Origin of the sequence: Vibrio sp. SALL6 (assembly GCF_002002385.1) — a bacterium.
GTDB lineage: Bacteria > Pseudomonadota > Gammaproteobacteria > Enterobacterales > Vibrionaceae > Vibrio > Vibrio parahaemolyticus.
Window position 1 is genome coordinate 45,905 of sequence record NZ_MQVK01000031.1, and the last position, 23,537, is coordinate 69,441.

Annotated in this window: 20 protein-coding genes; 3 read left to right on the top strand and 17 right to left on the bottom strand. The window is 45.0% G+C overall.

Going from position 1 to position 23,537, the window contains the following annotated elements; genetic code table 11:
* From BIW15_RS19335 to nrfB, 14 genes are all read right to left on the bottom strand, one after another.
* Positions 1-549, bottom strand: coding sequence for a DUF882 domain-containing protein (locus BIW15_RS19335; RefSeq protein ID WP_005457820.1), 549 nt, complete (start codon positions 547-549; stop codon positions 1-3).
* 182 nt (positions 550-731) lie between these two features.
* On the bottom strand, positions 732-2,273 hold the full coding sequence (locus BIW15_RS19340; RefSeq protein ID WP_024702487.1) for a murein L,D-transpeptidase: 1,542 nt from the start codon (positions 2,271-2,273) through the stop codon (positions 732-734).
* Positions 2,274-2,425: 152 nt separating this feature from the next.
* Positions 2,426-3,508 carry a DUF1513 domain-containing protein gene (locus BIW15_RS19345; RefSeq protein ID WP_077281474.1) on the bottom strand — a complete coding sequence of 361 codons (1,083 nt, stop codon included), beginning with the start codon at positions 3,506-3,508 and terminating at the stop codon, positions 2,426-2,428.
* Positions 3,489-4,526 (bottom strand): imelysin family protein, encoded by a 1,038-nt coding sequence (locus BIW15_RS19350; RefSeq protein ID WP_077281475.1) that lies wholly within the window; start codon positions 4,524-4,526, stop codon positions 3,489-3,491. The genes BIW15_RS19345 and BIW15_RS19350 overlap by 20 nt, the downstream gene beginning before the upstream one ends.
* A 10-nt stretch (positions 4,527-4,536) precedes the next feature.
* Positions 4,537-5,919, bottom strand: a complete 1,383-nt coding sequence (locus tag BIW15_RS19355) for a di-heme oxidoredictase family protein (protein ID WP_179115312.1) — start codon at positions 5,917-5,919, stop codon at positions 4,537-4,539.
* Positions 5,920-6,003: 84 nt separating this feature from the next.
* Positions 6,004-7,266, bottom strand: coding sequence for an imelysin family protein (locus tag BIW15_RS19360; RefSeq protein ID WP_005494743.1), 1,263 nt, complete (start codon positions 7,264-7,266; stop codon positions 6,004-6,006).
* A 176-nt stretch (positions 7,267-7,442) separates the two neighbouring features.
* The gene (ribA, locus tag BIW15_RS19365; RefSeq protein WP_256857007.1) at positions 7,443-8,099 is read right to left on the bottom strand and encodes a GTP cyclohydrolase II; all 657 of its coding nucleotides are present in this window, start codon (positions 8,097-8,099) and stop codon (positions 7,443-7,445) included.
* Positions 8,100-8,320: 221 nt separating this feature from the next.
* Positions 8,321-8,497: a hypothetical protein gene (locus tag BIW15_RS19370; RefSeq protein WP_005483239.1), complete on the bottom strand. Its 177-nt coding sequence runs from the start codon at positions 8,495-8,497 to the stop codon at positions 8,321-8,323.
* A gap of 148 nt (positions 8,498-8,645) precedes the next feature.
* The gene (gene nrfF, locus BIW15_RS19375) at positions 8,646-9,056 is read right to left on the bottom strand and encodes a heme lyase NrfEFG subunit NrfF (RefSeq protein WP_025521957.1); all 411 of its coding nucleotides are present in this window, start codon (positions 9,054-9,056) and stop codon (positions 8,646-8,648) included.
* Positions 9,043-9,576 (bottom strand): DsbE family thiol:disulfide interchange protein, encoded by a 534-nt coding sequence (locus BIW15_RS19380; protein WP_024699808.1) that lies wholly within the window; start codon positions 9,574-9,576, stop codon positions 9,043-9,045. The genes nrfF and BIW15_RS19380 overlap by 14 nt, the downstream gene beginning before the upstream one ends.
* Entirely contained in the window at positions 9,554-11,461 is a 1,908-nt protein-coding gene (locus tag BIW15_RS19385; RefSeq protein WP_077281478.1) for a heme lyase CcmF/NrfE family subunit, read from the bottom strand. Before BIW15_RS19385 ends, BIW15_RS19380 begins: the two co-directional genes overlap by 23 nt.
* Positions 11,462-11,470: 9 nt before the next feature.
* Positions 11,471-12,442, bottom strand: coding sequence for a cytochrome c nitrite reductase subunit NrfD (gene nrfD, locus BIW15_RS19390; RefSeq protein ID WP_020838774.1), 972 nt, complete (start codon positions 12,440-12,442; stop codon positions 11,471-11,473).
* On the bottom strand, positions 12,439-13,125 hold the full coding sequence (nrfC, locus tag BIW15_RS19395; RefSeq protein WP_020840962.1) for a cytochrome c nitrite reductase Fe-S protein: 687 nt from the start codon (positions 13,123-13,125) through the stop codon (positions 12,439-12,441). The genes nrfD and nrfC overlap by 4 nt, the downstream gene beginning before the upstream one ends.
* A 1-nt stretch (position 13,126) precedes the next feature.
* Complete coding sequence (gene nrfB / locus BIW15_RS19400) at positions 13,127-13,729, bottom strand: cytochrome c nitrite reductase pentaheme subunit (RefSeq protein ID WP_143694964.1); 603 nt, start codon at positions 13,727-13,729, stop codon at positions 13,127-13,129.
* Positions 13,730-14,197: 468 nt separating this feature from the next.
* Between nrfB and nrfA the strand changes: the two genes are divergently transcribed.
* The gene (gene nrfA / locus BIW15_RS19405; protein ID WP_373270267.1) at positions 14,198-15,607 is read left to right on the top strand and encodes an ammonia-forming nitrite reductase cytochrome c552 subunit; all 1,410 of its coding nucleotides are present in this window, start codon (positions 14,198-14,200) and stop codon (positions 15,605-15,607) included.
* A gap of 116 nt (positions 15,608-15,723) precedes the next feature.
* Here the strand turns inward: nrfA and BIW15_RS19410 are convergent, their stop codons facing one another.
* From BIW15_RS19410 to gyrA, 3 genes are all read right to left on the bottom strand, one after another.
* Complete coding sequence (locus tag BIW15_RS19410; RefSeq protein ID WP_077281480.1) at positions 15,724-16,275, bottom strand: hypothetical protein; 552 nt, start codon at positions 16,273-16,275, stop codon at positions 15,724-15,726.
* A gap of 32 nt (positions 16,276-16,307) precedes the next feature.
* Positions 16,308-16,931: a hypothetical protein gene (locus BIW15_RS19415; RefSeq protein WP_179115313.1), complete on the bottom strand. Its 624-nt coding sequence runs from the start codon at positions 16,929-16,931 to the stop codon at positions 16,308-16,310.
* 121 nt (positions 16,932-17,052) lie between these two features.
* Positions 17,053-19,689 carry a DNA topoisomerase (ATP-hydrolyzing) subunit A gene (gene gyrA, locus BIW15_RS19420; protein WP_077281482.1) on the bottom strand — a complete coding sequence of 879 codons (2,637 nt, stop codon included), beginning with the start codon at positions 19,687-19,689 and terminating at the stop codon, positions 17,053-17,055.
* 309 nt (positions 19,690-19,998) lie between these two features.
* On the opposite strand from gyrA, the gene ubiG reads away from it, so the two are divergent.
* Both ubiG and nrdA read left to right on the top strand, forming a co-directional pair.
* A complete protein-coding gene (gene ubiG, locus BIW15_RS19425) occupies positions 19,999-20,706 on the top strand; it encodes a bifunctional 2-polyprenyl-6-hydroxyphenol methylase/3-demethylubiquinol 3-O-methyltransferase UbiG (protein WP_005483291.1) in 708 nt (235 codons plus the stop codon).
* Between the two features lie 501 nt (positions 20,707-21,207).
* Complete coding sequence (gene nrdA / locus BIW15_RS19435; RefSeq protein ID WP_005457837.1) at positions 21,208-23,490, top strand: class 1a ribonucleoside-diphosphate reductase subunit alpha; 2,283 nt, start codon at positions 21,208-21,210, stop codon at positions 23,488-23,490.
* The last annotated feature ends 47 nt before the right edge of the window (positions 23,491-23,537 follow it).

Genomic DNA, 23,537 nt, shown 5'->3' on the forward strand with positions numbered 1-23,537 from the left:
TTACCAACTGCGCACTGCACCCGTATCAATGTGGACAAAGTTACTGCCCGGATAGTATCCAACACCACCAGCCTTCAAACTGATTGCCGCATCACGCACCGTAGACAGCTTTACACCATCGAGACGAAAATCAATCGCCTTCCCTTCCATGTGTAGACTCTTCTTAGCAACACCAGTAGAACCGCTGCGCAGGGACGCATTGGTCACAGGAGAACGGTAGCCAGAAATCACGATAACTTCGGATTCAGTACCGATGAGCTTTTGAATTTGGCTGATTTGATCGAACAGACGTTTATCCATTGGATGCACTTCATTACGGCGATGATCACGGCAGAACTCATTCAAACGCTGCAATTCTTTGCCGACGTAGCGATTCCCATCGAAGTAGCACGTCTCGAGAAGCTCACCCGTATTCAAGTTATTCATGGCTAACACGCGTGGTTCATCCGGAAGTGAAGCCCATGAAAGTGTAGGCATTGCAGACGCCAGTACGACACCACCAGCGGTCATTTTAAGGAAATCACGGCGAGAAAAATTACGACTTACCATAAACAAAAACACAGCTCAATTACTAAACAAAGAAAGCGGACGATACCGAAACCAATTTATCTCGTCAAATGCATAAATTGGTCCGGAATATCGAAGTCGCGCTGAATTTTTTGTTTACTTATTGAACAGAAAACGATTTTTTAGAATTGTAAATTTTCTTAAATTTACGAGCCATGGCAGGCTTAGCCTTGATGGTCGTATTTGTAGATGTCATCTCGGTAATACAGCGTACCTTCTTCCAACCAAGCTGTTTGGTAGATGATGTGTACCGGAATACGCTCCCCTAGTGGCACCGAAGTCGTTGATGAACGAGCGCTTTCCCGCTTTTTCTCTAAACGCTCTTCCAAACCTTGAGTTTTGAACAGAAGCTCTGCAAGTTGATCGGCGTTTTCTACTCGAACACAACCCGAGCTAAACGCCCTTCTATCTTGTTGGAACAAGTTTTTACTCGGCGTGTCGTGTAGATATATGGCTTGTGGGTTCGGCATGTTGAATTTGTACAAACCCAACGCATTGTGCGAACCAGAAGCCTGACGCATGCGGTACGGGAAGGTTCTTGGATTAACTGTTGCCCAGTTGATCGTGGTTGGATCGATGATTTCGCGCGACGTCCAAGAACGGATGATTTGAATGTTATGTTCCATTAAATACATCGGATTGCGTTTCACTTTTGGAATAATGTCTTTCACCATGATTTTCCAAGGCACATTCCAAGTAGGATTTAAGATCACCGAATCTAGCGTTCCAGTCATGATTGGGGTTTTTCTTGAAGCTCGACCAACCACAACTTTTGATTCAAACAGTGGCTGACCATCATGCCAGTACGTAACTTCATAACCCGGCACGTTCACAAACACGACATTGTCTCGTTCTTTAGCCCAAATACGAGAACGCTCCGCATTCAATGCCAGCAAGTGTAAACGTTGTTGAGGAGAGAAGTTGATCCAACGAATGGTGTTCGGACCAATTACGCCATCTTGATTCAAGCCATGAATACGCTGGAACTCTTTCACCGCCAGCTCTAAATTTTCATCGTATTGCGGTATTTCTGAATCGATGTAACTGACATCCACTCCGACGATCGCCATGCGTTCAACAAGGGTTGATTTGTTTTCTATCGGATCACCGACGCGCAACAGGCCTTTTTGCTCATAGAAAGGATATTGATATTGCGAGAATTCAGAAAGCGAAGCAAATACCGTATTAAATGAAGCATCCATTTGCAAAGGCGAGCGCAAGCTGGCTAAAAACTGATCCAACTTCCCTACCGTGATCTCATTGCTCAGTACCGATAGCGTATCCACACTAGGCGCAGGAAAGCTCACATGGGCTTTATTTGCAAACAACCAGTTAACGCCTTCTTGAGGAACCTGCTCAAGATAGCTGAGGTACATAAGGAGGGAATCGGTCATCACCAAATCGAAGTCAAGGTTGTCTCCTTTCCATCTTACTTGGTTAATACGATGCAGTTGGTTGTCAAACTCTTTAGAAACGTCAGCAAGCGCGACCAGCTTCATCTGAAAAATGAACTGTTCAACATCGCTCTCATTTTCCCAATTCAAACGGTAATTCGTACTTTGATAAAGTTGATCAATCACCGTTGGATAATGGATCATTTTTTCGACAGACAACTGCTCTACGGCCCCTTCTTGCTCCGTTTGGGCAGAAGCATCGAGAGAAACCACGGTAGAAAAGCTGCAAAACGGCACCATAAGTGCCGTCATTATTAAAACCCTAGCAAACACTGAAACGATCCTTGCGCTACTTGCCATAAAAAAAGTATGGCAAATATCTCACAGCTTGCAGGTTTAAAATTAAGAATCTGGTGACGAAATCGACAACAAATCTCTCAATAAGAGATTATTTATTGAACTTTTTAAATAATTCGTGACCAATGATTGTCCCATTGAACACCGCTTGAGTATGCGTTTTTGAATTGCGAAGGTCTTTGTTCAACGACTTTTCCCGCTCCAGAACTGACGCGAAACTCATCGCCGTAAATCACCACGCCAGACGCATCTGGCAGTGCATTCAGCTCCACCAGCTTGCCCGTTTCTTTAGACCAAATGCCATAACAACTGCCCGGAGGTGATGTTGCTAAAATCCAATCATTGGTTGCAGCAATACTGGCTATATAGTGATTAAAGCGTGCCCATTCTTCAGGTTCTGCTTGCAGTGTTTGCATCTCTCCTCCACGCGTATGCATGGCGAGCAAAGCAGGATATTCGTCAGGTTCTCCGCGATATTGCTGGCCGCACAACACCGTTTCTGAACCATCATGCGCAAGATGACGAATGCTCAGCTTATGATCCGGCAACGCAACTTGATCAAGCAACTCGCCGTTTTGCGAAAGGTAGCTCAAGCTTGGCGTCATGCTGTCCAAATTCAAAGGCTCACGGCCATTAGTATGCACTCCACCCACACCAATCGCTAACGTGCCATCGGGCATCATGATCACTTCATGAGGCCCAATGCCGAATCCCGATAACTCAGCGATTTTTCGGTATTGGTTTTGAACATCGTAAACACCAATGATGCCTCGGCTAGTGCCTCTTTCGCCTTCCGTAGCGAAGAGATAAAGACCATCGTGAGAATAAACACCGTGGCCGTAAAAATGGCGCTCCGGTTTTGCCAGTTCCAACTTGATCATTTGCTCTGTTCGATAGTCGAACACCATAAAGAAAGTGCCAGGACGTCGACCAAAAACAACTGCGTGGCCATGCTGATTGGTCGCCACGCCATGTCCACGTTCAGGGATAGGTAACGTCGAAATAGGCATACCATCTTCATCAGCCACCACGGCAGCAAACTTATCTCGCCCGACAATGGAACAGCCAATCAATGCGGGCTCTCGCTTTGTTGTCGCCGCACAACCAAACGGCAACACGGGAGTTGCCGCTCCAAATAGTGCCGCTTTTAGAAGCGTTCGGCGGGTTTGATCAGTCACCATCGGTTGCATTAAATCCTATAACGACACCAAGCTCGATAGCCACCTCTTCATGGATGAGGTATTTAAGTTGTTCTAGCTTGTTGTATTGCGCGAGAACCAAACGATATCCGTCCACACTTTGTAGTGCAGAGAACAGGCTTTTATCTTCAGGCCAAGTCTCTAAAGCCATGTCAAACTGATACGCGACGCGATCCGCCAATTGCGTTTTACCTTGCGCTCTCAACAGCGCATCTAAACCTTTACCGTTCGCAAAATACAACTGATGCAAGCTTTCTAGGTTAGCTTTTAAGTTAGAGAGCGAGGTTTCTGAGCGCCAAGACTCCGAGAAGTAAGGACGAGGATGCCCTATCTTGGCTAGCGGACGACTGAGCTTTTTCATGCTGTATTCTAGCTGGTTAGAAAGCAGCGAAATGTACTCCGATTCCCACTCTGTCTTTTGCAAAGACTTCCACGGGTTTTGAGCCCAAGAATTAGCGATGATCTGTGCTTTATCGTGCAAGTTTTCGGCAATCGCAACACCTGAGGCACATACATTGCTACTGGTGTTAAGCGTGGATGCATCATCATAAAGTAACCATTCCAACGCCCCCAAACCTTGCACAGTCACGCTTTGTGTCGAGATCTCTTCCACTGTCCAAACTTTATCGGCTTTAGTCAGCGCCGACATTTTACGCCCGGTGGTATTTTTTTTATCGGGCCAGAATTGTACGTTCCAGCTTTGCTCCAGCGCAGTCGCTGGGCCACGTTCCTGTCCTTGAAGCGCCATCCAAGCCAGCATGGTGCTGTGCCATTGTTGTTGTACTGGTTCCGCGTCATTTTTCGACGCCAAACAAAAATCAGCAAAGCTCTGCTCTAACTGCGAAGCTTGGTTTAAAAATGACTGTGCAGCATGAAACTCCACTTCGTAAACAGCTTGAGAAATATGGCTAGTTTGCTCAGGTTTTGCATCCGACGAGCCCGTTGTCGATTGGCAACCAACTAAGCTTAGCGTTGCAACAACAGCGCTCATTAATGTTGTTTTCTTCATGGTTGCATCCTTACAGAGAGTTCAGAAACGAGATCAATGCGTCACGTTCTTTTTGGTTCAGCGATAACACGTTTTGTTTCGCTTGCTCCGCTTCACCACCATGCCAAAGCACCGCTTCCATCAAGTTACGTGCTCGACCATCATGTAAAAAATACGTGTGACCGTTCACTTCTTCTGTGTAACCAATCCCCCAAAGTGGTGGCGTACGCCATTCACTGCCATTGGCAAGATATTCAGGTCGATGATCAGCAAGGCCCTCTCCCATGTCATGCAACAGCAGATCGGTATACGGGTGGATAAGTTGCTCTGAAAGCGCAGGCCGGTCTGCTCGTTTTGTCGTTTTTACACTGGTTTTATGGCAGCTTTCGCACCCCGAAGCGGCAAAGATCTTTTGGCCAAGCTGAACATCAGGATCATTCACATTTCGACGAATCGGTACGGCTAAGTGTTGGCTGTAAAACTCTACGAAGTCGAGTATGTTTTGGCTTACTTCTGGCTTGCCGCCATTTGGCAACTCCTCACAAAGGGATTGCTTCGCCGTGCAGTTTTCATTCGGAAACAAGTGACTTGTTAGACCAACATCACCATTAAACGCGGCCGCATTTTGCTGCATCAACGTTGGTTGTCCTGCTTTCCATCCAAAACGGCCAATCGAAAAGTCTCCTTTTTCGATGTCCCAAACTTTATTCACCTTGCCTGAGATGCCATCGCTATCACGGTCATTTTCGTCTGCCCACTTAAGCAACGTTTCATCAGGAATACTTTCTAGCAAACCTAAACCAATCATAGGTGGCGCGACACGAGCGGAAAACTGCGTATCAGGGTGCATGTCCCCATAACCTAAATCGGTAATTTTCAGCGTAGGCTTTCTCAATGTCACTTTTGTGCCATCTTTAAACTCAACGGGAACGTCCGTATAAGTAATAGCAATTTTGCCCTCCGGCGTTTGGTCTTGCAGAGCAAAATCTTGCAGTTGCCCACCATACGTAGGCTCCGGAATACCGCCATCCATGATGTAAGCTTTCTTCTGCTCTGGCGTCATCGCCGGGATACTCAAACGCACCAACATAGACACGGCATGAATGTCGTCTTTTTCAGGAGGATGCCCACGGCCATCTTTTATGTGGCAATTCTGACAACCATTGGTGTTGAAAAGCGGGCCAAGGCCGTCTCTTGCATCTGTAGTCGCTGGCGCTTGCACCCATGGGTTACGGAAAAAACTATTGCCCACACTAAAATCAAGTCGCTTACTCATTGGCAAGTTCGTCGCGGGTAATGAATAGGCATTAGCACCGTCTTTTTTGACACTGGTGTTGCCACCAGACTTAACATCGTAAGCCATGGCAGAAGTCGAAAGGATCGCGGCAAAGGCGGAAAGTAGGTATGGCTTCATATCACTGCTCTTATATGAATGGATAACAACGAGCTCTAACGGCAAAAGGGCTCACGATGAGCCCTTGTTTATTATTATGTGTTCTTAAAACTCGTGGTCTGCGGTGTCTGGGCTTAAGCTATCGATGCCGACAATACCCGCAGCACGCTCAATAGCACCTGTTTGTGCAACCAACGCCATGATGGTGTCGTTAACCAGTGCGTTGCCTTGAGCATTACCCGCAGCAATAAGTTGGTCGAAATGCTGATTGTGTTTTTCAGCAGAAGTCACCAACTCGCCAACTTGACTGCGTGTTACGTCAAATTGCTTCTGGATTTCTTCAGCGGCTTTCTTATCTTCCTGAGCAACTAGGTTTGCGATACTTGGACCAGTAAGGACCGTGCCATCTTGGCGGCTGTACGTACCCGTATAAACGTTGTAGATACCTTGCTCGTTGTAGTAATGTGAGTTGTGCGTGTTATCCGAGAAGCAATCGTGCTCGTCTTCCGTAGAGTTCGCTTCTAGCGCAACTTTCATACGCTCACCGGCTAACTCACCTAAAGACAAAGAGCCCATACCAAACAGCATTTTACGTAGACCATTCTCTGCAGAACCTGTTAGTAGCTCTTGACGGTAGTTGCCTTTTTCATCAGCAGACCACTGTTTTTCCATCCATTCAAGATCTTGAACAAGTAGATCGGCCGCGGCTTTTAAGTACTCACCGCGACGATCGCAGTGACCATTTGTACAACCAGAACCAACAACAAAGTCCGTGTAAGCACGCTGACCTGCACCTGCATTTGTGCCGTTCAGATCTTGTCCCCATAGAAGAAATTCGATCGCGTGATAGCCCGTTGCTACGTTTGCTTCTGAGCCACCTACTTCGTTCAAGCTAGCAAGTAATTCTGGAGTAATTTTTGCCACGTCAAGCTTAGACGGGCCGATAGTTAGGCTTGTGTTGGCAATGATATTTGCCGCTGCACCTTCGTTACCAAGCTCATATTGGTAGTCAGCAGCCACATAATCGATAAGACCTTCGTCAAGTGGCCAGGCATTAAGTTGACCTTCCCAATCGTCGACTACTGCGTTGCCAAAACGGAAAACTTCAGACTGTTGGTATGGCACGCGGGACTCTAGCCAAGCTTGCTTAACGTCTTCAAGCTTTGCCTCAGATGGTGCTTTTAAAAATTCATCGATTTTCACTTCCAACGTTTTTGCCGTCGTCAGTGAGTCAGCAAATACGGCGTGAGCCACATCTGCATAATGTTCAACAACTTGTTGTTTTGTTACTTGAGCAGCAACGGTAGTACCACTGGCAATGAGGAGTGAAGCAGCAATAGATTGGACTAATACTGTTTTTGCATTCATCTGAAGCATCCTTGTTGAGCAATTCATTTGTTATATTCGTAGTGCTAATTATTCTTATTTGCACTTTTAGTCACGAGATAATACAAATTTACAATTTATTTGCAACTCCAGATACAAAAAAAGCCTCATCACTGTGAGGCTTTTAACATTCATAATTGACAGTTTTCTCTTTAGGATTAAACCTTTAGGTTATGTTTGCCGTGAGAAACTTTCGCTCTAAGATAGTTTTCATTACCATCTTTAATGTGCGCCGAAGTATTGACAACTTCGACAATCTCAATTCCGTATTCCGCTAATTCACGGATTTTCTTAGGGTTATTGGTCACAAGACGAATTTTCTTGATACCTAACGCTCCTAACATTTGTGCCGCTTCGGTGAAGTCTCTTAAATCATCATCAAAGCCTAAATGGTTGTTTGCTTCGTAAGTGTTCATCCCCTGGCTTTGCAGACGATACGCATCAATCTTGTTGTACAAACCGATACCACGGCCCTCTTGGCGAAGGTAAAGGATCACGCCGCCAGATTCGCCCATACGTTGGATCGTTTCTTCTAACTGCTCACCGCAGTCACAGCGAGATGAGTGGAAAACATCGCCAGTCAGACACTCGGAATGCATACGCACTAGCGGCGTGTCTTGCGTTTGATCCGCTTGTTTAAAAATAACTGCCACATGCTCTTTATCTGTCTTAAGGCCACGGAAAGACAGGATCTCAGCATCGATATTACTTTTAGCCCCGACTTTAAAATCTACTCTGGCACGTACTTCCGCCATATCTATACTCACTCGATTTATTGCTTGATGCGCTTGATGCGTTTTTGTTATTGCATTCATGGGATTCACTTATTGCTCTTCAACTATGGGGATTGATACCGCATTTTTCAATGTTGAGATCACAATTGGGTTGATCTTATCCCCTTCCGCAAACAAAGACGATCACTTATCTTGCTGCGCTGATGAATTGTTATAGTATAACAATTTTATAAAACTACAATAAAAAACCCCAGACAAATTTTTGCCTGAGGTTGGTAAAGGTTAGAGCATGAAAAGGAATCTTAATGAGTTTGGCTACGTTTCCAAACTGCTAATTCTATCCATACCGCTTCGAGTTCTTGAATTTCTTCGTCTGTTAGGACGGCGAGAGTTGAAGTCACTTGTGGCAGCTTCGGTGTTTGAAACGCACGAATCTGCGAATAAAAGTCCTTCTTTAACTGCAATATAACTGAATCCACTGCGTACACCTACTGTTGTTCTTTTATTACTTCTCCAGCTCAAATTTTATCGTTAGCTTTATACTGGAGGCTTCATAAATTCCAAAAAATGATAACACTCTGCTTGTTATATGCACAATTTATTTTCCATACTGGAATAATGGTCACATTAATTTCGCTTGATTAGTCGGATCGAAAATAGAGCAAAAAAGATCAAAAATATAATAGGAAAGATCCACAATAGCGCAGTTGAATAATTAAATGGAGGTTGATACAGAACAATATTTCCATATCGTTCAACCAAATAATCTTTTACCTGCTGATCGGAGCTACCTTCATTGACCATGGTATAGACCCTTAACCGAAGATCTTTAGCCGCTGGCGCATTGGACTCAATCAAGTTCTGGTTTTGGCATTGTGGGCAGCGCAATGTCTTAGCGAGCGAGGTTGCTCGTTGTTGCACTTCTACAGATTGAAATTCAAAAAGATCAACGTTCTGCTTAATTTCAGTCCCATTGCTCGCAGGAGAATATAATGCAAGTGCAAAAACGGTAATAAATATATATTTAAATAGCGCCATTAAAATACCTAGAAAATATTGAGTTCCATTTGTCGATCGTGATTGCTCCCCGATATTTGATCAAAACCTTGCCATTTTGATCAATAAGATAAGTTTCTGGTGTACCTATCACTCCCAGCTCAACCGCCAATTCGCCATTTGGGTCACTAATCACGTCTTGATAAGGATTGTTTTTAGAGCTCAAGTAGTTTTGAGCGGCAGAGTTATTATCTCGATAATTCAAACCAATGATCGGCACTCCCGCATCCGCTATCTGCAAAAGTGTTTCATGTTCTTTCTTACAGATCCCACACCATGACGCCCACACATTCAGCAACTTATAGCCATTGTCTTGAAACAACACCTGAGTGACCTCTTTTCCAGAGATAACCGATACAGCGCTGAAATTTGGAACCATTAGCGTGCTTTCCTTTGCTTGCTCAACGTGGGGACGGTCAGATAACGCCGCAACGACCACGACTGAAAAGACGGCAACAGCAATAAATAACCCGAATAGTTTAGGCATAGTTTTCGGTGACATTCACGGCCCTCTTTCTTTTGCGATACACAGTCGTCAGTGCGCCAAACACCGCTATCAAACCGCCTGACCATATCCACCAAATCCCCGCCCGGTACTGAACTTTTATCGCATAAGCGTTTGTGCCAACTTTATCCCCCAACGTCAGATAATAGTCTCCGTGCCATAAACTCAGAATCGCGGGCTCAGTCATGTTCATTACTCGCACGGGATAATGGCGTTTTTCAGGTTGTAATGCATAGCGGGTCTGATCATCAAGGCGTAAAATGATCCTTGCTTGTTCTGCGGTGTAATTTGGTCCTATTACCCAATCCATACCTTGATAATCGATACCAATGTTTGCTCTTTGATGTGGAACACCAGGCTCTACTCGCAAGTTGTATTGATACGAGTATTCACTGTTGAAGACTGCTCCTACAACGGCTACAGAAAAACCGACGTGTGCTAATACCATCTTGATTAATGGCTCTTTATTTTCGGCATTCAGCCATAACATAGTGTGCGTAGCAATAACCCAAGCTGCTAAAAATACACTTGTAATTGTCCCAATACGTACGGTATCAACCGATAAGATAAAGACGGCTACGAGACCTAAAGCGATTGTACTTGCAAAGACGAATTGCCATTTCCAGTTCGCGCACACTCCTTTTGTCCACCGCAAAATTGGCGTCATGGCTAACGCCAACAAAGCGAAAATACTAAGAGGAAATATTAAGCTATTAAAATACGGCGCACCAACAGAGATGTTTCCCAACCCTAGCAATTGATAAATCATCGGGTAGAACGTACCTAAAAAGACGATCGCCGTGGATATGACCAAAAGTCCAATGGCCACATATACCATATAAGCTCGACTGATCAAGGAACGTAACCTAAATGGTTTGATGGCATCAGCACGCACAATCAGTACGCCAAACGTCATCAATACTAACGCACTAAGCACAGCAAGCAGGGCTAAACCTTTGGTAGGATCCACAGCAAAAGCATGCACCGATGTCAATACGCCAGAGCGTACGATAAATGTCCCGAGAATACTTAAACTAAAGGTTGCAAACGCCAACGCGTATGTGCTCCACAACGCTCCCTGATTTTTCTTTGCTAATACTCCGCTGTGCAGGAGTGCAGTGCCGGTTAACCACGGCAATAAAGAGGCATTTTCTACTGGGTCCCAAAACCACCAACCTCCCCAGCCAAGTTCATTGTATGCCCACCAAGAGCCGACGAGGATACCAACAGTCAGGGTTCCCCAGGCAAAATACGCGGCCTTTCGCGTACAGCGGTACCATTCATTGACAGGCCGTTTGCTTAATAACGCCGCAAGTGCAAACGCCAAAATGGCGGAATAACCAACGTAACCTAAATATAAAAGTGGCGGATGAATGATCAATCCGATGTCCTGCAGCATTGGATTCAAATCACGTCCTTCTACCGCCAATGTTTTTGCGAACTCAAAAGGGTTAGACGTTGTTAACGTAAACCAAGCAAAAACGGCAATCAGAACATTCATAATGCCAAGGCAATCTGCGGTGTAGCATTGGTTAATCGGAGAACTAAGAGCAATGTATGATGCCCATAAACTGAGCGTCACGACCCAAAACAGCATGGAGCCTTGGTGCCCACCCCATGTCGCTGCGACCTTGTAAGCGGTTGGCAATTGGCTGTTGGAATGAGTGACCACATATTCAAGAGCAAAATTGTCTTGGATAAAACAGACAATCAGCAGTAATAGACAAACAACAGAGGCCAAACTGATGAGATGTGAGGTCGCAAGTTGGTGTTCTAACATAATGGGCTTAGCCGCTGCACGGCGATACCAATGCAGTACAGCGGAACAACTCGCCCCCATTGCGACAAAAATCAGTAAGAAGAACCCTAGTTCAGCCTCCATTGTTCCTCCTTAGACAACGGTCATTTGACCCGCATAGAGTATGAACGTACGCAGCATCAGCACGCCGACCAAACTCAATGTTGTCACGACAAAGACGTAACTACCTTTATGGCGAACTTCAGAAGGCATTAACCAGTTCAATGTTAGAGGCATCAACATACCAATCAACACAACACCAACCCAGAACCACTGCGCCCAAAAGCCGTTGGATATTGCATTCCAAGCTGCGACTTCGTTTTGACCCCCGCTGAAAATCAAGCCAGTAAAGAACGTTACTAAAACGAACAACTCGAATAATACAACCGGACGTTCAAAGCCATGCACCCATGAAACACTAGAACTGGATGTCGGCTCTTTAAACACTAAGATTCCGAACATCAAACATGCCGCTGCGCCCGAAGAAAGGCTTGAGAATAGGAACAAAATCGGCAACACCGGATTGTTGAGCATTGGGTAGGTTTTAAGTGCCGATAATAGGAAGCCAGTATATGCCGCCAGCACTATCGCCAAGAAACCCAAGAACAACTCGATGGCATTACTCACCTTTCCAGCCTTGATCAAAAAGCCATCCACAAAGTCGAGTAATCCGCTCGGTAATTTGCCTTCACAAAAGCTGATGATTTGATGGCGAAAGATCACGCCAATCCAAACAAACAACACAACCATGTAGACTTGAAACAAGACAACGCCCATCGACATCACCGACGTCGGGTTGTAGTAAATCATGATTTTCCAAAACTGGAGTGGCTTAGTTAAATGGAAAATCAAAATCACCAAACCGGAAATGATGCCAAATGGCGCGAGCCAAGCCATCGCTTTCATAATGCCATTGTTCGCCGGATCTCCCTCAATGACTTTGCGTTTAAGGTAGATAGAAATCATCACTGCGCCAGCAGACATCCCAGCTAAAAATAGGTAAATCGCGATGATCCAATCCCACACTAATGAATCAAAGTGGAAAGCACTTTCAAAACCGTTCATGATGACACCTCCCCTTTGTTGTGCGGAATTTTAAACAGCTTAGGTTGCGTTCCTAAATGTGATTTATCGCGATACACAAGATGGTTATCAATGACTTTGCTGACCTCGCTAGTTGGGTCATTCAAATCACCAAAGATGAGTGCTTTTGTTGGGCAAGATTCCACGCAAGCTGGCTGCTTACCTTGTGCTAGGTTGGTATCACGGCAGAAGTTACATTTGTCTGCAGAATGGTCAACAGGGTTGAAAAAGCGCACTTGATAAGGACAAGCCGCCAAACAATAGCCACAGCCGACACATCGCTCTTTGTGCACATCTACTATGCCCGTAGCTTCATCTTTGTACGCAGCACCCGTAGGGCAAACATACACACATGGTGGATTATCACAGTGCTGACAAGATTCACGCGTAAACTGGTACTCAACATCAGGAAATTCCCCAATGGGTTCACTGCGATGAATTTTTAGGCGGGTCACCCCTTCTGGCACTTTATTCACTTCGCGACATGCTTCGGTACATGCAGTACAGCCTATACACGCATTTTCATCGTGCACCATGCCAAAACGTTTGGTTTGCTCACTATCACTGGCATAAAGAGAAGCACTAACAACAGAAGTACCAGCAACGCCAGTGGTCAAAATCAATGCGCCGCTACTGGCTAAAAAATTTCGTCTTGAACACTTCATGCTATCTCTCCTCTTCTTTTGCAAGTTCAGGTTCAACAGCAAACTGAGAGTGGCAATCGACACATTGTTTGATGAGCTGTTTTCCGTCGTAAGAAAGTGCTTTCGTTTTGGCAGCGTGAACATCGTGACAATTTGAACAGGTCAAATTTTTAGCATGGACATCATGCGTCCAATTACTTTCTCTCAACTGAGTTGGAGCGTGGCAATCTACACACTGGCTATTCGCTTTGAGAATGGTACTTGGATCAAGAAAAACCTTGTCATGCACTGCTTTTGACTGCGCAGCAGCAAACTTGATCACATCAGGTGCCCCTTCACGGTGATCTGGCCCGATATTGCTGTGACAGTTTGTGCAGTTAAGTGTTTTACCTTGGCTAAGCAGCGCTTCTGGCTCATGCGACAAATTCAGAGTTTCTTTGGCATCCTTATGACATTGAAGACATTTGTAGTCTCGGTCACGAATCAGCTCAACTTGATGGCGAGTGTTTTGTGCACCCTCAACAGGCTCTGATGAAATCGCATGGGCGGAGATAGAAAAACCATAGATGGCAAAGGCGAAGAGAAATTTCAGCATTGTCACTATGGTCAATTTTATATTGCCCATATTTTTCTTTCCTTAGCTCTAAAATAATTGATAACTGTTCTCAACTATTTAATGGAGCGACAATTAATTTCTTCTGAAGATATTTTTATATCTTCAAATGACATCAATTCTTATTTTGGAAAGCCACAACGCTAAACCTATATTCATAATACCCCTATTATTCCTAAGAGGTAGAAGGTACTGTTCAAAAAGCGAACTTAATCACCTTATTTATAAAATGCTTACACCTCTAACCTACTGTCAATAAAGGGGATTGAATTATACCACTTTAGAGGTATATGAAATTAAACATGATTAAGATCACTAGTGTAAATTGATCTAAAGCAAGACTCATTCCGCTCACTATTTCATCTCTTTATTTACACAATAATATTATTTGTAGATCTCCGGTTCTTATTTGGAATAGCTTCTCACAACGCTGCTAATAAAAATGAATATGGAGATAACACCGTGAGCATAAAACACTGGATGAGCGCACCTATCGCGGTTGCGACCTTATTCGCTAGCCAATTATTGTTGGCCGGCTCTGTGTTGGCGGCAGAAAACAACGATCGACTTGATCCTCGTAATGACGCCTTCGAACAAAACCATCCTGACCAATATCATTCTTGGAAGGCAACATCAGAAAGTAAACATATTGAAGACGCCCTAAGTGAAGACCCAAATATGGTGATTCTTTGGGCTGGCTACGGATTTGCTAAAGATTACAACAAGGCTCGAGGTCACTTTTATGCGCTCGACGATGTAAGGCAGACCCTAAGGACAGGCGCACCGGCAGATGAAAACTCCGGGCCAATGCCAATGGCGTGTTGGAGTTGTAAAAGTCCTGATGTCGCTCGCGTGATAGAAGAGCGTGGCGAGGATGGCTACTTCTCTGGTAAATGGGCACGTCTAGGCTCAGAAATCGTCAATCCTATCGGATGTTCTGACTGTCACGACACTCGCTCAGAAAAATTCAACCAAGGCGAGCCAGAATTAGCACTAACCAGACCTTATGTTGAGCGAGCATTCGATGTAATTGGAAAAAACTTTGATGAGCAGTCACGCCTTGATAAACAAGCGTCTGTGTGTGCTCAGTGCCATGTCGAATACTACTTTACAGGAGCAACGAAAGCGGTGAAGTTCCCTTGGGATATGGGTACGACAGTCGGTGACATGGAGAAGTATTACGATGCGTTGGACTTTAAAGATTGGACTCACGCCGTTTCTAAAGCACCGATGCTAAAAGCACAGCACCCTGGCTTCGAGACTTGGCGTGAAGGGATTCACGGCAAAAACAAAGTGGTTTGCGTCGATTGCCATATGCCGAAGGTGACAAAAGAAGATGGTACCGTTTATACCGATCATAAAGTAGGCAATCCTTTCGACCGCTTCGAAGACACATGTGCGCAGTGCCATACTCAAACCAAAGAGCAGCTACGTAACATCGTGTCGTCACGTAAAGCGCAGGTGTTGAACATGAAATTAACCGCCGAGAAGCAAATTGTCGCGGCGCATTTTGAAGCTGGAGAAGCATGGAAAGCAGGAGCAACGGAAAAAGAAATGAAGCCGATTCTCCAAGATATTCGCCATGCGCAATGGCGTTGGGATTATGCGATCGCCTCTCACGGTGTTCACATGCACGCACCAGAAGTGGCGCTGGAAGTTCTCGGTACCGCAGTTGATCGCGCCGCCGATGCTCGTACTAAATTGGTACGCTTACTGGCAACAAAAGGCATTACTGAACCTGTTCAAATTCCAGATATCTCGACCAAAGCAAAAGCCCAAGAAGCTTTAGGAATGGATATGGAAAAAATGAACGCGGATAAAAAGCACTTCTTAGACACCGTCGTGCCAGATTGGGATAAAGCAGCGGCCGAACGAGAAGCAACCTATTAGTCAAACCGAAAATAGGATTCGAGACCTATGATGCAACAACAAAGGGCGCGTTCTGCGCCCTTTGTTTTCATCAGTTCATTCTAGTCGAAGTACATCATCAAAATGCAAGTAAACCATTAACGTCGACGAATTCTTGGCACCGGTTGGATGTTTGGTCGAGTCTGAGGTCTCTGAATATTTGGCTTGGTAATCGGACGCGGCACGTTATGCGCGGGTAATGGCTGTGTCTTCAATGTTGATTCTGGCAACGTCGTTTGTTTTGGTAACGTTTTTGTTTCTACACGCAGGGGACGCTCGTGCCATTTTGCTTGAATCGCTTGTTTTTGTTTATCCGGCAACGTCTGCCAGTGGTTATCCAGTTGTCTCTTCATGTTATCGAAGTTGGCGTTCATATCGCCATCTTTCCAATCTTCAACTTTGTCTTTGATTGACTGTTGTTTATCGTCGTCGAGACTATTCCACCATGCCTCGAGCTTTTCTCGATGGTCATGTCCGTTGTCACAGCAACCCGGATAATAGTAAATCCAATAGTCATCGTGACCATACCACCAAGGGTCGTAATACCCACTCGAATAATAGACAGATGAAGAACCAGTTGAAGGAGACGAGCATCCCACCAGCACTGTACCGCACAACAATACCAACAAACCCGCTTCTAGCTTCTTCATACTGACTTTCCTCTTTACTCTACATTGTATACTTACATCAGCTTTTTCGCTTTGTTGATGGACTCGATGATCGTCACTCTGTCTAAATTGGGGTCATTGGAATCTAGGAGTAGAACCCAAGTATCGATGGTTTCTTGAAAGCGGAAAGAAATGAAGTGATCGTTCGCTATCAACGACAATGCGGCTTCATTATAAGGTTCAAGTTGCAACGCCTGTTCTAATAGTAAACTGACTTCATCAGTCATCGCTTGTTTATGCAGGTAGTATAATGTTGTCGCCTTAGCGGCAAGTTGCGTCGCGGTTACGTTGTCAGTGAGTTGGAGTGTGTAGTCGAAACAAATCAACGCGGCATCAAATTCTCCCTCCAACAGATAACCTTGACCTAACTGAAACCAAAGCTCATCGTTATTAGGCTCGTGTTTTAGCTGTTGCTGTATTTCATCCATGATGTCTCGCGAGGTCATCATTCGAGCGATCTCCGCTTGGATAGGTTGCGGTGGGGGTTGCTTCAACAATAAGTAGCCAGCGCTAGTGAGTGCTAACACCATCAAACAAAAGCCAAACCACTGGGTAGGCTTCACTTTCGAAGCGCTAAGTGACAAAACGACGATAAAAAGCCCCATCAAAGTGATGGCAATGAAAAACCATAAAGACATAGCGATACCCGTGAGTAAACATAAGCTTAGTGTACTGGTTTGGTTGAGAGATTGCGTTGATGAAGATACAAAAAAGCCGAGCATTTTGCTCGGCTTTCATATTTAGCGATGAAGGAGAAGATTACTCTTCTTTGCCCTCTTCCGCGTCGTCTGCTGCTGGCACTTCAGGAGCTTGCTGTTCTGCATTCGCTTCTGTTGTTTCTGCTTCTTCGCCTTCTGGCAATTCCACTTCTTCAACTTCATCGATACGTTGTAGACCAACAACTGACTCGTCTTCTGCTGTACGGATCAACGTTACACCTTGAGTGTTACGGCCTACTTGGCTAACTTCTGCTACACGTGTACGAACCAGAGTACCAGCGTCGGTGATCATCATCATCTCGTCGCCTTCTTCTACTTGTACTGCGCCAACTACTGGACCATTACGCTCAGAAACCTTGATAGACACAACGCCCTGAGTTGCACGACCTTTCGTTGGGTATTCAGCCAATTCAGTACGTTTACCGTAACCGTTTTGAGTAACCGTTAGGATGTCGCCTTCGTTAGACGGAACGATTAGTGAAACCACTTGGTCGTCGTCAGCCAGCTTCATACCACGGACACCTGCCGCTGTACGACCCATTGCACGTACTTTGTCCTCGCTAAAGCGAACAACTTTACCTGCTTTAGAGAACAGCATGATGTCGCTTGAACCCGTTGTGATATCAACGCCGATTAGAGAATCGTCATCACGTAGGTTCACCGCAATTAGACCGTTTGAACGTACGTTCGCAAACTGGTCTAGAGAAGTCTTCTTAACGGTACCGTCGCCAGTTGCCATGAAGATGAACTTGTCTGCTGAGAACTCATCAACCGGAAGAATTGCAGTGATACGCTCACCGTCTTCCAATGGAAGGATGTTCACGATCGGTTTACCACGTGCAGTACGGCTCGCTAGTGGCAATTGGTAAACTTTCAGACGGTAAGTCTTACCGCGAGTAGAGAAACATAGAATGTTGTCGTGGGTATTCGCCACTAGAAGACGTTCAATGTAGTCTTCATCTTTCATTCGAGTTGCACTCTTACCTTTACCACCACGGCGCTGTGCTTCGTAGTCGCTTAGGATTTGGTACTTAACGTAACCTTCGTGAGATAGAGTTACGACTACGTCTTCACGAGCAATCAGCTCTTCCATGTCGATGTCATGGCTAGCTGCTGTGATTTCAGTACGGCGTGCATCAGCAAATCCGTCACGAACTGCTTCTAGTTCTTCACGAATCACTTCCATCAAACGCTCTGTGCTTGCAAGAATGTGCATTAACTCAGCGATTTCTTCTAGAAGCTCTTTGTATTCAGCAAGAATCTTCTCGTGTTCTAGACCGGTCAATTTATGTAGACGTAGATCTAGAATTGCTTGCGCTTGTTGTTCAGTCAGGAAGTATTGACCGTCGCGGATACCGTATTGAGGCTCTAGCCATTCAGGGCGAGCCGCATCAGTACCAGCACGCTCAAGCATTGCTGCTACGTTACCTAGATCCCAACCACGAGCAATAAGACCAGCTTTTGCTTCAGCAGGAGTCGGCGCTTTACGAATTAGGTCGATGATTTCATCGATGTTCGCTAGAGCAAGTGCAAGACCTTCAAGAATGTGCGCACGCTCACGAGCTTTACGCAATTCGAAGATAGTACGGCGAGTCACGACTTCACGACGGTGATCCACAAAGCACTTCAACATATCTTTCAGGTTGAATAGCTGTGGCTGACCATTGTTCAACGCAACCATGTTGATACCGAAAGTCGTTTGTAGCTGAGTTTGAGCGTAAAGGTTGTTAAGAACCACTTCGCCTACTGCATCACGCTTACATTCAATAACGATACGCATACCATCTTTGTCAGATTCGTCACGTAGCGCACTGATGCCTTCAACTTTCTTATCTTTAACAAGTTCAGCAATCTTCTCGATCAGACGAGCTTTGTTCACTTGGTAAGGAATTTCGGTAACGATGATGGTTTCTTTACCGTTTTTCTCTGTTTCGATTTCCGCTTTTGAACGCATGTAGATCTTACCGCGACCTGTTTTGTACGCGTCTACAATGCCTTTACGACCGCTGATAAGCGCCGCAGTTGGGAAATCTGGACCAGGGATGTAATCCATTAGTTCATCAATAGTAATTTCTTCATTATTGATGTATGCAAGACAGCCATCGATCACTTCGCCAAGGTTATGTGGCGGGATGTTGGTTGCCATACCTACCGCGATACCAGAAGCACCGTTGACCAATAGGTTTGGAATTTTGGTTGGAAGAACCGCTGGAATCTGTTCTGTACCATCATAGTTAGGTACGTAGTCTACGGTTTCTTTGTCTAGGTCAGCCAAAAGTTCGTGGGCAATTTTTGCCATACGTACTTCGGTGTAACGCATTGCCGCAGCAGAGTCGCCATCGATTGAGCCAAAGTTACCTTGACCATCGACCAGCATGTAACGAAGTGAGAACGGCTGAGCCATACGTACGATTGTGTCGTACACAGCACTATCACCGTGTGGGTGATATTTACCGATTACGTCGCCGACAACACGGGCTGATTTTTTATATGGTTTGTTCCAATCGTTGCCTAGTACGTTCATCGCGAATAAAACGCGGCGGTGTACTGGTTTTAGGCCATCACGCACATCTGGAAGAGCACGACCCACGATAACTGACATCGCGTAGTCTAGGTATGAACCTCTAAGCTCATCTTCAATGTTTACGGGCGTGATCTCTTTAGCTAAATCGCTCATAGAGCCATTATCCCTCTATTTTCTGATCGTAATTACGATACGTGTAAGGTGCAAAAATATAACACACAATTCATCACTGGGGCATCACTTTCCCGCTCGTTTTATCAGGTTGTGAGCTTCGTTATGAGTTAAATGAAGAGAAATTGCACATTCATCCCATATCTTTCTGAAAACTGACTATATTTCCACCAACTGTCGCCAAAAAAGTCTCCTGTAACGATTGTGAGAAAAGAAGCAGTTTAAACGTATCGTACCATTAGAGTATAATCTCGCCTTCCAAAGGACTATTAGCGAAGCAAAATAACTATCATGACTAAAGCACAAAACGTCGACCCTAGTGAAATTAAGAAATTCGAAGAGATGGCTTCTCGTTGGTGGGATTTAGAAGGCGAGTTCAAACCTCTTCATCAAATTAATCCGCTTCGCTTGAACTATGTCCTAGAAAAAGCCGATGGCCTTTTCGGCAAGAAAGTTCTCGATGTTGGTTGTGGCGGCGGCATCTTAGCGGAAAGCATGGCAAAGGAAGGCGCCACCGTGACTGGTCTAGATATGGGTAAAGAGCCACTAGAAGTTGCTCGCCTACATGCATTGGAGACAGGGACTAAACTGACCTACATCCAAAGTACCATCGAAGACCACGCTGCGGAAAATGCGGGGACTTACGATGTTGTGACCTGCATGGAAATGCTAGAACACGTGCCAGACCCACTCTCTGTAATTCGTTCATGTGCCGCGTTGGTTAAGCCTGGAGGACATGTATTCTTCTCGACGTTAAACCGCAACATCAAGTCGTACTTGTTTGCGATTGTAGGCGCAGAAAAACTATTGAAGATAGTACCAGAAGGCACGCACGATCATGAGAAGTTCATCAAACCTGCTGAAATGATGAAGATGATCGACCAAACAGATTTGACTGAAATGGGCATCACAGGCCTTCATTACAACCCGCTAAATGACAGCTATAAGCTAGGTCGTAATGTAGATGTAAACTACATCGTCCACACTAAAAAATACTGAACGGCGTTACATTAAAAACGCCTTCTTGTGATTGACATTTCAGTCATAAAATGAATCAAAAGCGGTAGCACAAAGTTGCCGCTTTTTTTGTCTTTTTATGTATGAAATTCGTGCTCTAGATTCCATTTTAACCAACCCATTTTTCGCAAATAAAAACAGGCAAAGATCAAGGAATTTTTTTTTGAGGGCGGTTATTTATAAACCGATCTTCAAAGCTTAGTTTTCCCCATTCAAGTCAGCCCTTTTCTCATCGGTTAGTGTTCACTTACTGATTTTTTTTATTTTATTACTTATCCACAAGTCATCCCAAATCTGTACCTTGATAAATCAGTGCAATAGCACTATCTTGTAACCCGCAAACAAATGAACCCCTATATGTTGTGTTTAAGCTACAATATATAGATAGACTTTGATCACAAAGCCGCCGCAAGCTTTACAAACTTTGCACATAAACAAACAAAAATACGGCTTTTATCAGTTTTCTTAGGGAAATAAAGCAGAATGAACCAACAACTTACCGTCACTAAGCGTGATGGCCGTAAAGAAAGTATTGATCTGGATAAAATCCATCGCGTTATCACTTGGGCTGCAGAAGGTCTAAATAACGTTTCAGTCTCTCAAGTAGAACTTCGCGCTCACATCCAGTTTTACGACGGTATCACAACGACAGATATCCACGAGACTATCATCAAGTCAGCGGCAGACCTGATCTCTGAAGAGACCCCGGATTACCAATACCTAGCTGCTCGCCTAGCGGTATTCCACCTACGTAAAAAAGCGTACGGCCAATATGAGCCGCCAACGCTGTTTGATCACGTGTCTCGTCTTGTAGATATGGGTAAGTACGACCAACATATCCTCGAAGACTACTCAAAAGCTGAACTGGACGAACTAGATTCTTACATCGACCACAAACGCGACCTTAACTTCTCTTACGCTGCGGTAAAACAGCTTGAAGGTAAGTATTTCGTGCAAAACCGTGTGTCTGGCGAGATCTACGAAAGTGCTCAGTTCCTTTACATTCTAGTGTCGGCTTGCCTATTCGCTAACTACCCGAAAGAAACACGTCTTGACTACATCAAGCGCTTCTACGATGCGACATCAACATTTAAAATCTCTCTACCTACACCAATTATGTCTGGTGTACGTACCCCTACTCGTCAGTTCAGCTCATGCGTACTGATTGAGTGTGGTGACAGCCTAGATTCTATCAACGCAACTGCAAGTTCTATTGTTCGTTACGTATCTCAACGTGCTGGTATCGGTATCAACGCGGGTCGCATTCGTGCGCTAGGTTCAGAAATCCGTGGCGGTGAAGCATTCCACACAGGTTGTATCCCGTTCTACAAGTACTTCCAAACAGCCGTAAAATGTTGTTCTCAAGGTGGTGTACGTGGTGGTGCAGCAACGGTGTTCTACCCAATGTGGCACGGCGAAGCACGTTCACTAATGGTGCTTAAGAACAACCGTGGTGTTGAAGAGAACCGCGTTCGTCACATGGATTACGGCGTACAGCTAAACAAACTGATGTACCAACGTCTGGTTGAGGGTGGCAACATCACTCTATTCTCACCTTCAGACGTACCGGGTCTATACGACGCATTCTTCGAGAACCAAGAAGAATTTGAACGTCTATACGTGAAATACGAGAACGATCCTTCAGTTAAGAAGGAAACGGTAAAAGCCATCGAAATGTTCTCGCTACTCATGCAAGAGCGTGCATCAACAGGTCGTATCTACATTCAGAACGTAGACCACTGTAACACTCACAGCCCATTCGACTCTGAAGTTGCGCCAGTTCGTCAGTCTAACCTATGTCTGGAAATCGCACTTCCAACTAAACCACTGACTAACGTTGAAGATGATTCAGGTGAGATTGCACTATGTACGCTTTCCGCGTTCAACCTTGGCGCAATCAAATCTCTAGATGATTTCGAAGAGCTTTCTGATCTTGTTGTTCGCGCTCTAGATGCACTACTGGATTACCAAGATTACCCACTACCAGCGGCGTACAAGTCAACAATGAACCGTCGTACGCTAGGTGTTGGTGTTATCAACTTCGCTTACTACCTAGCGAAGCACGGAGTGAAATACTCTGACGGCAGCGCAAATGGCCTGACTCACCGCACGTTTGAAGCAATGCAATACTACTTGCTAAAAGCATCAGTAGCGCTAGCAAAAGAACAAGGCAAGTGTCCTTCGTTCCACGAAACAAACTACGCGAAAGGCTTACTGCCAATCGACACTTACAAGAAAGATATCGACCTAATTTGTGATGAAGAGCTGCACTACGATTGGGACAGCCTACGTCAAGAAATCATGGAACACGGTCTTCGTAACTCAACGCTGACAGCGCTAATGCCTTCTGAGACCTCTTCTCAGATCTCGAACGCAACAAACGGTATTGAGCCACCACGCGGTTACGTATCTGTAAAAGCATCAAAAGATGGTATCTTGAAGCAAGTTGTTCCTGAGTTCACTGAACTGAAAAACAACTACGAACTGCTTTGGAATATCGGTTCTAACGACGGTTACCTTCACCTTGTTGGCATCATGCAGAAATTCGTTGACCAAGCGATCTCTGCAAACACAAACTACGACCCATCGCGTTACGAGACGGGCAAGGTTCCAATGAAGAAACTTCTTCAAGACCTACTTACAGCGTATAAGTTTGGTGTTAAGACGCTTTACTACCATAACACTCGTGATGGTGCGAAAGACGACCAGAAAGACGCAGTTCAACCACAAGATGACGATTGTGCAGGCGGCGGTTGTAAGATTTAATCTTCCCTACCCTAACAATCCGCAGTAACAGAATATCGAACACCTCC